Origin of the sequence: Martelella alba, from assembly GCF_005217455.1 — a bacterium.
GTDB lineage: Bacteria > Pseudomonadota > Gammaproteobacteria > Enterobacterales > Enterobacteriaceae > Acerihabitans.
The window spans coordinates 59,397-72,233 of sequence record NZ_SZPQ01000006.1; the positions used below are offsets into that span (position 1 = coordinate 59,397).

At 59.1% G+C, this 12,837-nt stretch carries 10 protein-coding genes; 7 read left to right on the top strand and 3 right to left on the bottom strand.

What is annotated here, in order from left to right; all coding sequences use genetic code 11:
• Nucleotides 1–52 precede the first annotated feature (52 nt).
• Nucleotides 53–1,783, top strand: coding sequence for a bifunctional ornithine lipid synthase OlsF (olsF, locus tag FCN80_RS07025; RefSeq protein ID WP_136989385.1), 1,731 nt, complete (start codon nucleotides 53–55; stop codon nucleotides 1,781–1,783).
• Nucleotides 1,784–1,846: 63 nt separating this feature from the next.
• Here olsF and yczR read toward each other — a convergent pair whose 3' ends face one another.
• Nucleotides 1,847–3,244 (bottom strand): MocR-like transcription factor YczR, encoded by a 1,398-nt coding sequence (gene yczR, locus FCN80_RS07030; RefSeq protein ID WP_230492538.1) that lies wholly within the window; start codon nucleotides 3,242–3,244, stop codon nucleotides 1,847–1,849.
• Between the two features lie 120 nt (nucleotides 3,245–3,364).
• Between yczR and yczE the strand changes: the two genes are divergently transcribed.
• From yczE to dhaM, 4 genes are all read left to right on the top strand, one after another.
• A complete protein-coding gene (yczE, locus tag FCN80_RS26400; protein WP_170975332.1) occupies nucleotides 3,365–3,955 on the top strand; it encodes a membrane protein YczE in 591 nt (196 codons plus the stop codon).
• Nucleotides 3,956–4,180: 225 nt separating this feature from the next.
• Nucleotides 4,181–5,251 (top strand): dihydroxyacetone kinase subunit DhaK, encoded by a 1,071-nt coding sequence (gene dhaK / locus FCN80_RS07040; protein ID WP_136989388.1) that lies wholly within the window; start codon nucleotides 4,181–4,183, stop codon nucleotides 5,249–5,251.
• Nucleotides 5,252–5,262: 11 nt separating this feature from the next.
• The gene (dhaL, locus tag FCN80_RS07045; RefSeq protein WP_136989390.1) at nucleotides 5,263–5,907 is read left to right on the top strand and encodes a dihydroxyacetone kinase subunit DhaL; all 645 of its coding nucleotides are present in this window, start codon (nucleotides 5,263–5,265) and stop codon (nucleotides 5,905–5,907) included.
• A gap of 2 nt (nucleotides 5,908–5,909) precedes the next feature.
• Nucleotides 5,910–7,325: a dihydroxyacetone kinase phosphoryl donor subunit DhaM gene (gene dhaM, locus FCN80_RS07050; RefSeq protein WP_136989392.1), complete on the top strand. Its 1,416-nt coding sequence runs from the start codon at nucleotides 5,910–5,912 to the stop codon at nucleotides 7,323–7,325.
• Here the strand turns inward: dhaM and dhaR are convergent.
• Both dhaR and FCN80_RS07060 read right to left on the bottom strand, forming a co-directional pair.
• Nucleotides 7,315–9,231, bottom strand: coding sequence for a dihydroxyacetone kinase operon transcriptional regulator DhaR (gene dhaR / locus FCN80_RS07055; protein WP_136989581.1), 1,917 nt, complete (start codon nucleotides 9,229–9,231; stop codon nucleotides 7,315–7,317). The two genes, dhaM and dhaR, sit on opposite strands and share 11 nt — an antisense overlap.
• 295 nt (nucleotides 9,232–9,526) lie before the next feature.
• A complete protein-coding gene (locus FCN80_RS07060) occupies nucleotides 9,527–10,426 on the bottom strand; it encodes a LysR family transcriptional regulator (protein ID WP_136989394.1) in 900 nt (299 codons plus the stop codon).
• Between the two features lie 146 nt (nucleotides 10,427–10,572).
• Here FCN80_RS07060 and FCN80_RS07065 point away from each other — a divergent pair, with 146 nt between their 5' ends.
• Both FCN80_RS07065 and FCN80_RS07070 read left to right on the top strand, forming a co-directional pair.
• Complete coding sequence (locus tag FCN80_RS07065; RefSeq protein WP_136989395.1) at nucleotides 10,573–11,871, top strand: M20 family metallopeptidase; 1,299 nt, start codon at nucleotides 10,573–10,575, stop codon at nucleotides 11,869–11,871.
• A gap of 4 nt (nucleotides 11,872–11,875) precedes the next feature.
• Nucleotides 11,876–12,670: an ABC transporter permease gene (locus FCN80_RS07070; protein ID WP_136989397.1), complete on the top strand. Its 795-nt coding sequence runs from the start codon at nucleotides 11,876–11,878 to the stop codon at nucleotides 12,668–12,670.
• Nucleotides 12,671–12,837: the final 167 nt, after the last annotated feature.

The window sequence follows — 12,837 nt, forward strand, 5'->3', positions numbered from 1 at the left end:
AAATGTCATCCACCCCGTTTATTTTTGAAACATCTTATTTGGAGGTGTTTCTATGTTTAGCCTGGATTCGGTGCTGGCGGATTACAATCCACGACGTAAAACTGCGCCCTGGCAGCGTCGTATATTAGGTTATCTGTTTCACGAAAAAGCCTTCCATCAATTCGCCGAGGAATATCGCCATCTTAAGGGATTGGATTTGGTGGAGCAGATGCTGGACTATTTCGATTTACGCTGCGAGTTCTCCGAACGCGACTTGGAACAGATTCCCAGCTACGGTCCGGTGGTGCTGGTGGCCAATCATCCGCTTGGCACGCTGGATGGCCTGGCTTTGCTGCATGCCGTAGCCGCGGTCAGGGCGGACGTGAAAATTGTCGCCAACCGGGTACTCTCCTGTGTCGATGCGTTGAGTAGCCTGATGATTACGGTGGATAACATGGGCAATCGCACCAGCCGCGCCCAAATTACCCTTATGCAGGCGCATCTGGAAAAGCAGGGGGTATTGATTCTCTTCCCCGCCGGCGAGGTATCCCGCCTCGGCGCCAAAGGCATACGCGACGGCCACTGGCATGCCGGTTTCATTCGCCTGGCGGCTAAAACCCGCGCGGCCATCGTGCCGGTGCATATCGGCGGACGCAATAGCATGATGTTTTACGGCTGTTCCCTCCTTTACCGGCCTTTGTCCACTTTGCTGCTGGTACGGGAAATGTTTTTGCAGGGCGGCAGCCGTCTCAGATTGCGCATCGGCGCCCGTATTCCCTTCTCCTGCTGGCATGACGGCCATACCCAGGCCAAGGATCTGGCCCGGCGTTTTCGCCGCCACGTTTACCGGCTGGGACAGGGTAAAGCGGGGCTGTTTCGCAGCGAATCCGCCATCGCGCGGCCGGAAGATCGCGCCGTTCTCAAACGCGCGTTGGAAGCCAGCGAGGTACTCGGTCATTTGCCGGACGGTAAAACGATCTACCTGTACCGCCGCAATGGCGAAGACTACGTGCCGATACTGCGCGAGCTCGGGCGTTTGCGGGAGATCGCTTTTCGCGCCGTGGGAGAGGGCAGCGGCAGGCGACGGGATCTTGACGGCTACGACGACGACTATTATCACCTGATCCTCTGGGACGGCGAGGCGCTGGAAATCGTCGGCGCCTATAGGTTTATTCCCACCAGCGAACAGTATCGTCATAAAGGCATCAACGGCATCTACACCCACAGCCTGTTCAATTATGGACACCAAATGGATGACATCCTGGCCCAGGGTATTGAGCTCGGCCGCAGTTTCATCCAGCCGACTTATTGGGGCAAACGCAGTTTGGATTACCTGTGGGTGGGTATCGGCGCCTATCTGGCCAAATACCCGCAATACCGTTACTTGTTCGGACCGGTATCCATTTCGGGCGGGCTGCCGGTGGCGGCGCGCGACCTGCTGGTGGCCTTCTACCGGCTCTACTTCGCGCCAAGTCTGCCGCTGGCGGTATCGCGCCGCCCCTACCCCGCGTCATTGCCCTCGGTATTGGCCCAGTTCACTGGCGATAATTATCAAGAGGATCTGCATCGGCTAAAACGCATGTTCGGCAATTTCGGCTGCAGTATCCCCCCGCTCTATAAACAATACTCCGAGCTGTGCGAAACCGGCGGTGTGCAGTTTATCGATTTCGGCTGCGATCCGGCATTCAATAACTGTATCGACGGTCTGGTTCTGGTCGACCTGCGTCAACTCAAGCCGTCCCGCTACCAGCGTTATATCGCCGTGCATCAGGGTCAATCTGAGACGCAACCCGCGGGCGAATAGGCATTCCAGCGCCGCAGGCATGCCTAAAAGCGTCGGCAGCTCTTCCGCCGGCGCAATTGGTCATCATCGCAAGACCATTCGTCCAGCGGCGAGGGGCTGGTCAAGCAGTTCCAACCATAGGGGTCGCAAGGTGGATAACGCGCCGGCCAGGGTGTCCCGGTCGGTGACAAAGGGCATTCTTAGAAAGCGGTCGAACGCGCCGTTTAGACCGAACCGGGTTCCCGTTCCCAGGTGAATGCCGGCGTTTTCCGCCCGTGAGGCAAAAGCGGTCGCCAGCATGCCGGGGAGTTTAAGCCAAAGGGACAGCCCGCCGTCCGGCCGGGTGAACTCCCATTCAGGAAAATACCGGCTGAGTAAATCACAGGTTTCATCGCGACGATGTTTCAGTAATTCACGGCGTGGCGGCATAAGCAGCCCGGCCTGTTGCACAAGCCACGCGACGGCGACCTGTTCCAGAATGGGGCTGCCCAGATCGAGAGTGTCGCGGATTTGCACCAGCGATGCGATGAGTCGGCGCGGTGCCCGGATCCAGCCCACCCGTAATCCCCCCCAGAAACTTTTCGATGCCGAGCCCAGGGTGAATATCGCGGCTTGCCGATGGAATGCCGCCATCGGCAAGGGGGGAGGCTCGTCGTACCATAAATCCGCCATGGTTTCGTCAATGACCAACGGAGTGCGGGTTCTGGCGGCGACGGAGGCGATGACTTCGCGAGTGGCGGCATCCATGCATAAACCGGTGGGATTCTGATAATCCGGAATCAGGTAGGCGAGACGGGGGGCCGTCTGGGCGATCCTGGCCATAAAACCCGCGACATCCCACCCCGCCGCCGCCATGGCGAAACCGATGGGCTGGCATGATACGCCTTTAATGGCTTCTATCGCCAACGGATAGGTGGGATGTTCTATCAGTACCCGGTCCCCCGGTACCGTCATCAAACGCAAGATCAGCGCAAAACCGTTCAACGCGCCGTTGACAATCATCACTTCGTCCGCTTCGGTCGGCAGCCCCCTGAGGCAATATTGTTTCGCAATAACGTCTCTAAGCAAAGTCAACCCTTGCGGCGCATAACCGGCGCCGGAGAGATAGTACGGCATCATGGCGAGCGCATGCTGATAAGCCTGATGGATCTCGCAACCGGCGCTCAAAGAGGCGACGGAGAGATCAAGGGCATCGGGAGCCGCGGAACGGGTGGGGATCGTGGGTCTTTGCGCAGGCAGCGCCACGCGGCTACCGCTGCCCTGGCGGCTTTGCAGATACCCTTCCTCCCTTAGTTGATTAAGCGCGCTTACCACGGTGGTACGACTCACCTGCAAGGCGGCGGCCAGTTCCCGCTCGCCGGGCAGGCGATTATCCAGACCAAGACGGCTATCAAGAATCAAGAGGCGCAAGGCCTCCGCCAGTTGCCGCCATAGCGGCGCCCGGGAAGTATTTTGTCGCCAGTGGCCCAAAAGATGAATCAAGGACTGGCTTCCAACGCGGCGTAGTGACATAGCAGTCCAATTTATTAAAACTGGCTATTAAATCCAAGTCCTATTTTGAGTATGACTGATAGGGACTTTTTACTTGCTAAGGATCAAACAATGCTGGGCCGACTGTTGCAACTTTATACGGGATTATCCCTCTATGGCTTGTCGATTGGGGTTTATATCCGGGCGAATCTCGGTCTGGATCCTTGGGATGTTTTCCATCAGGGCCTGGCGGGGCGGTTATCCCTTTCCATCGGTCATGTCATCATTTTGGTCGGCGCGGCGGTTTTAGTATTATGGATCCCCCTGCGGCAGTTGCCTGGCCTGGGCACGGTCAGTAATGTGATCGTGCTGGGAGTGGTGGCGGATGCCACGTTATCGCTACTGCCGCCCGTTGACGATATCGTCCTTCGGGGAGGGCTGTTGCTCGGCGGAATCGTCATCAATGCCATCGCGACGGCGATGTATATCGGCGCGAATTTTGGTCCTGGCCCGCGTGATGGTCTGATGACCGGCATCAACAGGCGTACCGGTTGGTCGATAAAATATGTCCGCACGGCCATTGAGCTCACTGTATTGACGGTGGGATGGCTGCTGGGCGGGACGCTGGGAATAGGCACGGTGATTTATGCCGTGACCATTGGTCCGCTTATCCAAATTTTTATCCCCTGGTTTGCCAGGACAACGACCTACCGCCGTATATAGCGTCGGCGAATGCGCCAGCAATTTTTCATCGCGGTCAGGCGGCGCCGGCCAAACTGTGCGGCGGCACGCAAATTGATGGCATAAGGCGCCTTTTGCGTTTCATTTTGAAACGCGTGGCGGCGAAATCCGTCTCAAAAAGGAACAAGAATCAGCGAATTCCCCCGACCGGTTTTTCCTTCTATGCTCCTAGCAATTCCCCCACACCCTGCACAAAAGGAACTCATTATGAAAAAATTCATCAATGGCGTGGATGATTTGCTTGCCGGTCAATTGGCCGGACTGGTGGCGGCTCACCCTGCCCTGACGCTTCACCGGGACCCTGTGTACGTTACCCGCGCCGGCGCGCCGGTAAAAGATAAAGTGGCATTGATTTCCGGCGGCGGCAGCGGGCACGAACCGATGCATGCCGGTTATATCGGCGACGGCATGCTGGACGGCGCCTGCCCAGGGGAGATCTTTACCTCGCCCACGCCGGACCAGATGTATGAATGCGGCATGGCGCTCAATGGCGGACCAGGCGTCATGCTGCTTATCAAAAACTATACCGGCGATGTCATGAATTTCGAAACCGCCGCCGAGCTCTTGCACGATGCCGGTATCCCGGTAGCCACCGTCCTGGTGGATGACGATGTCGCGGTCAAAGACAGCCTGTATACCGCCGGGCGGCGCGGCGTGGCCAATACCGTGGTGCTGGAAAAGCTGCTTGGGGCGGCGGCGGCGCGCGGCGACGGTCTGGAAAAACTTCAGGAACTGGGACATCGATACAATAACAACGGCTTTTCGCTGGGCGTGGCCCTGGGCGCCTGTACCGTGCCGGCGGCCGGCCGACCGTCGTTCACCCTTAAAGAGGACGAAATGGAATTCGGCGTGGGCATCCACGGCGAACCCGGCATCGAACGTCGCACATTCCGCACCCTGGACGATACAGTGGATCAGATGTTCGCCACCCTTATTGAGAACGGCGATTACCAGCGCACCATTCGCCGCTGGGATCGTGAAAACGGCCAGTGGCGGGAAGAAACCCAGCATCGCCAGGCATTGGGCCGCGGCGATCAGGTGATAGCCATGGTCAATAATCTTGGCGGTGTCCCGCTTTCAGAGCTCTATGGAGTGTACCACCGCCTGACGGCATGCTGCGCCGATGCCGGCATTGATATCGCCCGCTGCCTGGTGGGGTCCTGGTGCACCTCGCTGGATATGTACGGCATGTCCATCACACTGATGAGGGCCGACCGCGAAACCCTGGAGCTCTGGGACGCGCCGGTCAATACTCCGGCTCTGCGCTGGGGCTGTTAAGGGAGGGAGACATGGCATTAACCAAGCAACAGATAGTCGACTGGCTGGCGCGTTGCGCGGAGGTTTTTCAAGAGCAACGCGATTTTCTGACCCAACTGGATACCGAAATAGGCGACGCCGACCACGGTTTGAATATGCACCGCGGGTTCAGTAAAGTCGCTGAAAAACTGCCCACATTCGCTGATAAAGATATTGGTTTCATCCTGAAAAACACGGGCATGATTCTACTGTCCAGCGTCGGCGGCGCCAGCGGACCGTTATTCGGGTCGTTTTTTATCCGTGCCGCGCAGAGCACCGCCTCCCGGCAAAGTCTGGAATTGCCCGAGCTGTGCGCCATGCTCAGGGAAGGCGTTGAAGGCGTGGTCGCCCGTGGAAAAGCCGAACCGGGCGACAAGACCATGTGCGACGTATGGTGGCCGGTGGTTGAGACGCTGCAACAGGCGCAGGACAACGGTGATGACCTGGCGTCGGCGCTGGATCGCGCGGTCATCCGGGCCCAGGAAGCCGTGGAAGGCACCATCGTCATGCGGGCGCGCAAGGGACGGGCCAGCTATCTGGGCGAGCGCAGCATCGGGCATCAGGATCCCGGCGCCACATCAGTCATGCTGATGATACGCGCCCTGGCCGAGGCGGCGAATGAGGCCGGACGGGGGTAGTCATGGTTAACCTTGTAGTGGTTTCCCACAGTGCCGAATTGGCGGAAGGCGTGGCGAAACTGGCGGCACAGATGATTCGGGACGGTGGTTGCCGCCTGGCCGTCGCGGCCGGGGTAGACGATGAAGAGCACCCCATCGGCACCGACGCGGTAAAGATCATGACGGCCATTGAGTCTGTCTTCGATCCTTCCGGCGTCGTGGTGTTCATGGATCTGGGCAGCGCGTTGCTCAGCGCCGAAACCGCCCTGGACTTGCTGGATCCTGATTACGCCGAACGGGTGAGACTCAGCGCCGCGCCGCTGGTGGAAGGCGTCCTGGCGGCCGCGGTGGCGGCTTCCGGCGGCGCGGCGCTGGACGACGTACTGGCCGAGGCGGCCGGCGCGCTGGACGCCAAGCGCGAGCAGTTGGGCGAAGCGCCGCCCGCCGCCGAGCCGCTGACGCCGCCGCCGGCCAAAGACGCCCGCCGTGCCGATTGGCGGGTGGAAAATCCCCAGGGCCTGCATGCCCGTCCGGCGGCGCGGCTGGTGTCGGCGTTGTCTCCCTTCAACGCCCGTCTGACGTTGGAAAAGGCCGGCCGATTCGCCAACGCCGTCCGGTTGAATCACGTGGCCGCCTTGCAGGTGCGTCAGGGCGATAAGATTGTTTTGCACGCCGAAGGCGAGCAAGCCGAAGCGGCCCTAGCGGCTTTCCTTGAGGAAGCGCGCGCCGGTTTCGGCGAGTTGCTTCCCACCGGCGACGGTACGTTGTTACATGGCAAACCGGTCGCCGAGGGAAGCGTGACCGCCCCCGCGCGGTGGTTGACGGATGTTCCGCCGGACGATGTCGTCATAACCGATCCGGCGCGCGAGCGGCGACGCTTCGCCGAAGCCGTCGTTCGGGCGCAACGGGAATTGGCGCAACTGCGCCGGGAGATATCCAATCGCCTCGGCACGCGTTTCGCCGGTATTTTTGAAGCGCAATCCATGCTGTTGGACGATGAAGATCTCGTGGCGGCGGTTGACGAGGCCATCACCCGGCGGGACGGCGCCGCGAATGCCTGGCGACGGGAGACCGACGCCATGGCGGCGCTTTATGCCGGCCTGGAGGACACCTATTTGCGGGTCAGGGAATTGGATGTGCGCGATCTGCAAGCTAGACTGCTGGGAATCCTCAATAACGCGCCGGCGCCGGCGCCACTGCCGGCCGGTGAGTACATAGTGATCGGCGCCGAGTTGTTTCCTTCCCGGCTGGCCTCGCTGGATCGCCGCCGGATCGCGGGCATCGCGCTGGAAGGCGGCCATCCTCTGTCCCACACCGCCATACTGGCGCGGGCCATGGGCATTCCAATAGTAGTCAACATGGGAGGCCTGGCCGTTAAGGTTCGCGATGGTCAATCCGTCACGCTGGATCCGGTAGGGGGGACGTTGCTTATTGCCTGAACTGGGTCAAATCAATACCGTAGAGCCGCAGCTTGCGCCACAGCGTGGTGCGGCCAATACCCAATAGCCGCGCGATGGCCTGGGGTTGCCCTTGACCGGCGCGCGCGGCGCGCAGAATAGCCTGTCGTTCCGTTTCCGCCAGGGAGAAGGCGGACGACGGCGTTGTGGAATCTTCCGGGCCGCTCGCTTCGGCGGCAAGATGCTCCGGCAAATCCGCCAGCCGAATGCGCTGTTGCCGGCATACCATCGCCGCCCGTTCGATCATTCCCTCCAACTCTTCATCGTTGCCCGGCCAGCGGTAACGCGTCAGTTGCGCCAGCGCTTCCTGGTCAATTTGGTATTTACGATGGTAATGCGTCTCCAGCAGACGCAGGTGGTGATCCACCAGCGCGGGAATATCCGCCGGCCGCCGCCGTAACGGCGGGATTTCAATGGCAAAGCTGCGCAGGGTATAGAACAATTGCCGGCGGAAGCGGCCGGCCTGCACCAGTTGCGGCAGATTGGCGGCGCTCGCGGCAATAAGCCGCACATTCGCCGGCAGAATGCGGCTGGAATTCTGACGCATGATCCGCCCGGTTTTAAGCATTTGCAGTAATGACGACTGTAGCTCCGGCGACAGGTATTCGATATGCTCCAGATATAACGTACCGCCGTTGGCCAGTTCGAATTTACCCGGCTGTCCGGCATCGCCCTCGCTGGCATCGCAGCCCAGCAATTCACGGGCCATATCCCTGAGCGTGACGGTTTGCAGATCCACCGCCAACCACGGCCCGTCGCGCCTGTCGCTGGCAGCGTGGATCGCTTGCGCCAGCGCCATTTTTCCCACTCCGCCCTCACCGCACAGCAGCATGGCATGATCGTCTTGCGCCGCCCGCCGTCCATAACGTAAAAGACGGCGCATATCCGCCGAACCGGCCGGCATGGTCTCGAAGGTACGGGCTTGCCGCACCGATTGCAGATGTATCAATTGGCGTAGTTGGGCGATGGGATGCAATAACGCGATAAAGCCGTAGTGATCGCCGTCCTGCACGGGTTTGAGCGTCAATTGCAGCGGCAAAAACGCCTGGCGCAGGGTTTCAAAGGTCACCTCCACCCGACTGAGCGGCGTATGCTGCCGCATGGCGTTTTGCACCAGGGCCGGCAGAATCAGCAATTCATCGAGCCGCTTACCGACGCTGGCCACCCCATCCAGCGCCAGCATATCCGCCGCGTGCTGGTTGAGATACTGCACGCGCTGCTGCCGATCCCAGGCCAACACACCGTCTTCCACCCCTTCGAGCAATGCGTACAGGGCGTTGAGGTGGCGATTGTTTTCCGCCAGCAGGCTATCGGTATGCAGCACATCGCCCACCTCGCGCGCCAGCGCCAAGGTTAACGCCAGATCGGCGTCGGCTTGCTGACCGGCCGGCGCAATCAAGGCAATCGCCGCCTGCAATCTGCCGGTGCTGTCGAAAACCGGCGTGGCGCAGCAATGCCAGGGATGCAGGGCGGCTTTGAAATGCTGGCCGCCGCTCAGCCGAACTGGCGCGGCGGTATGAATGGCCAACGCCGGCGCGTTGGCGCCCAGGTAATCCTCCGACCAGTAGCAGCCGGGCAAAATACCGAGCACGGCCAGTCGCTCTGTCACCTCGACGGCGCCGCACTGCCAAAGCACGCAACCGCTGGCATTCATAATCTGTAGTACGCAAGGGCGGGGCGCCATGTATTCCCAGGCATCCTCCAGCGTCGCCTGCGCCAATACCAACACATCGCGCTGCCGCTGGCAAAGGGACTGAAAAGTCATGCCACTGGCCCGCGGCGGCATTCGCCAGATGTCCGGACGCAACCGCGTTTCGCTGCGCCGCCAAGCGGCGGCCAGCACGGCATCCCGGTTATCCGGCGCCGGCGGCGCGCCCTTGTCGCTCATTCCACTCACGCCATCATCCTGTCTGCCGCTCGCATGTCATAAGCTTTCAGCATAACCCTTTTGCGCCAGACATACCTTGTCCGGTGTCGCGGCAATGCGATTTCCATCGCTGAGACGGTAGGGTCGGGATCAGAATATTCATCTTTATTCCAACGATCAGCCGATACCCCTTATGGCGCAAGGTTCATTCGGGGCGGGCATATTGCCTCCTCCTTTGCATACCGGATGAATACAAGATTAGCGGGTGGTGTGATTGCTTATTCCCTGAATAGGCAATAGGCAATAGGCAATAGGCTTATGACAGATTCGATAATGCATTGCCCAGTTGATCCAGAAAACGCGCGGCGGCCACGGATAAAGCCCGGCCTTTGAGCTGGATCAGATGCAAATGCCCCGCGCCGTGCTCGCCCAGTTCCACCGGGATGCTCACAAGCCCCATGCCGATCAGTTCCGGCGGCGCGCCGATTTGTAATTCAAACGCAATAACCGGCGGTACGGCGGCGAAATTCCGTAAAAAAACATAACTGTCCGCTTCCACCGTGGGTTCGACATTATGAGAAATTTTCGCCAGGGCCACCCGTAGAAAACTGTGCAACGCATAGGGCGCCGACGGCATGGCCAGTGGATAGGCGACACACTCGCTAAGCTTGAGCGACGTTTTGATCGCCAGCGGATGTTCCTGGGACATCACCGCGTGTACCGGTTGTTTGACGGTGAGTATGGTCAGGAAGTCGTTGGACGGCAGCGGTTCGAACAACAGGGCGAAATCGGCGGAATAATCCAGTAACTCCTTGCCGGCCGCCTCGCCATCCCGCACATGCACCCGAAAAGTCACGCCGGGATAAAGCGCCTGGTATAAATGGATCTGACGCGGCAGAAAATACGGCAGTAAAGCCTGGCTACAGACCACGGAAACATGCCCACGCCGCAATCCGGACAGATCGGCCAGTTGCGATTTCAGGCGTTCCACTTCAGCCAACTGGCGGCGAAACAGCGTGATAATCAGTTCACCGGCGGTATTCAGGCGCACGCCGTTGCCTAACCGCTCGAACAACGGCACGCCCAGCTCTTCTTCCAGCGCCAGCACGCGCCGGTTAAGGGCCGATGGCGTGATGGCCAGCGTTTCCGCCGCTTTGCGGATCGATCCTGTCCGCGCGATGGCGTCGATATAGCGATAGACCGTTAAATTGCGCAAAGATCCGCCCTCCGGGTGTTGAGTTTTTTGTGTCAATAATGTGAAAAAATAGCAGCAGATCTCAACATATCTCTTTGCTAGATTGTAATCAAACCCCAATCCGACTCCCCCGCGGAGTCCAGAAAACCTGAAAAGCGGCGGCCAGAATGCATAACAAGTCGTTAACCGAACTGGAACAGCGCGTGCTGGCCCGGATCACCGAACAACGTTGGCTGGATTTGGCGCGCGAGTTGATTCGCACCGGCCAGCCCCGCTCCGGCAATCCCCTCGATCCCGATCTGCCCGGCGCGGAAGAGGAAGCCATCGCCATGCGGGTGGCGGGCAAATTCGAGGCCCTGGGCATGGATGTCGCCATTTACGAAGCCGTGCGCCATCGTCCGAACGTCGTGGGCGTCCTTAAAGGTTCCGGCGCAGGACCTTCGCTGATGATCAATGATCATCTGGATACCTATCCGGTGGTGGAGCCGGAACGCTGGGATAAAACCGGTTTCGATCCTTATAACGCGACCCGCCACGGCGATTTGCTTTATGGACGCGGGACATCGGACACCCGCGGCAACATGGCCGCCTGTTTATTGGCGGCGCAGGTCCTCAAAGAGGAAGGGGTGACCTTCGCCGGCGACCTGATTTATTGTTTCTGCGTCGATGAGGAACGCAACGGCACTTATGGCTCCCTCTATCTGACCCAGGAAATCGGTATCCGCGCCGACTACTCCATTACCGCCGAACCTACCGCCTGGGGTCCCGCCGACGGCGAATGGGGCATGAACCTTTCCATCGCCAACGCCGGGCATTGCTTGCTGGAAGTCAGCGTGATCGGCGCCAAATCGCACATCTGGCGGCCGGATATCAGCATCAATCCCGTGGTGGAAGCGGCGGCCTTTATCCCCGCGCTGCAAAACATGGCGTTTACCCACCAGCCCACGGATTTTATGGGCCACACCCCGCCCTGCGTCACTATTGTCCGCATTCAGGGGGGGCTTGAGGGGGAAATGCAATTCTCGCCGGGCGCCTGCGTCATTACCCTTGCGGTGGTGGGCCTGGTGCCCGGCATGACGCTGGAAAGCATCATCGAGGATGTTAACCGGCAGGCAAGGCAATTTCTCGGCGAGCGACAGGATATCTCGATAACGGTCAGGCAGGTGCCGGACTCGCTCTTCGTCGCGCCGACCACGCCGGTGCCGTTAAATGAAGAGCCCTGCCTGACGATATCTTCATCCTATCGAAAGCTGATGAACGACGTCGCGCCGATCCCCAACCGCAAAAATGCCTTCAACGATACGATAAGGTTGCGCGAAGCGGGGATAAACGCCGTCACCATCGGGCCCGGCGAAGATGGCTGGGCGGTGGACAACGAGTCCATTTCCATCTCAAAGGCGGTCATGGCGACGCGGCTTTATGCATTGACTATACTGGGAATTCTTAAGGGCGCGGCTGGTGGCTGAAACCATGAAAAAAAACCGTCGATTCCGGCTGAGCAACCGTAAACGCGGCTATCTCTTATCGACCATGACGGTGGTGTTCTTTCTCGCCTTGTGGATTGCCTGCTCGGCGCTCGGCCTGACCAACCCTATGCTGCTGCCGGGGCCGATGGCGGTTTTCAAGGCGTTTATTACCGTCGCGACCACCGGGTATCAGGGCCATACTTTGCTGGTACATGTCGCCACCAGCCTTTATAGGATCATTACCGCGTTTGTCGCGGCGTGCGCGGTGGGTATACCGCTCGGCATTCTGATGGGCACCTCCGAGCGGGCCAATGCATTATTGCGGCCTTTAATTGAATTTTATCGCCCTTTACCGCCACTGGGCTTGTATACGCTATTGGTGATGTGGCTGGGCATCGGTGAACGTTCTAAATTCGCCTTATTATTTTTGGCGGCATTGCCGGGATTAATTATCGCCACCAAACAGGCGGTAAAGAATATCGATCCGCTCTATGTTCGCGCGGCGAGGAGTTTAGGCGCCAGTCATCGGCAAATTGTTTTGACCGTCTATTTGCCGGCCGCCGGCCCGACGATTTTAGCCGGAATGAGAATTTCATTGGGATTTACCTATACCGTATTGGTAGCGGCGGAAATTGTCGCGGCTTCCGCCGGGATAGGTTGGATGATATGGGATGCGGCAAAGTTTCTATTATCCGATGTGGTGATTATGGGGTTAATTGTTTTAGGCCTGACCGGTATTTTATTGGATTTGGTTATGCAGTTTATCGGCCGTTTGTTGATGCCCTGGACACGTCATTGAACGCATATTCCACATCATCCCAATGGCATCGCGTCAACCAAGAGGCGATGTAAAGTATGAAAAGCCACTATTTCACATAGTGTGAACGCAGAGTCAGTCGTAACGCATAACGGGGATAGTGAAACTATCGATACCGTTGCCGGAATAAACGTCACTTTATTTTTTGG

Bases quoted from the DNA above. Each gene is read 5' to 3' on its own strand.
- olsF (WP_136989385.1), top strand. From the start codon at position 53: ATGTTTAGCCTGGATTCGGTGCTGGCGGATTACAATCCACGACGTAAA.
- yczE (WP_170975332.1), top strand. From the start codon at position 3,365: ATGCTGGGCCGACTGTTGCAACTTTATACGGGATTATCCCTCTATGGC.
- dhaK (WP_136989388.1), top strand. From the start codon at position 4,181: ATGAAAAAATTCATCAATGGCGTGGATGATTTGCTTGCCGGTCAATTG.
- dhaL (WP_136989390.1), top strand. From the start codon at position 5,263: ATGGCATTAACCAAGCAACAGATAGTCGACTGGCTGGCGCGTTGCGCG.
- dhaM (WP_136989392.1), top strand. From the start codon at position 5,910: ATGGTTAACCTTGTAGTGGTTTCCCACAGTGCCGAATTGGCGGAAGGC.
- dhaR (WP_136989581.1), bottom strand. From the start codon at position 9,231: ATGAGCGACAAGGGCGCGCCGCCGGCGCCGGATAACCGGGATGCCGTG.
- FCN80_RS07065 (WP_136989395.1), top strand. From the start codon at position 10,573: ATGCATAACAAGTCGTTAACCGAACTGGAACAGCGCGTGCTGGCCCGG.
- FCN80_RS07070 (WP_136989397.1), top strand. From the start codon at position 11,876: ATGAAAAAAAACCGTCGATTCCGGCTGAGCAACCGTAAACGCGGCTAT.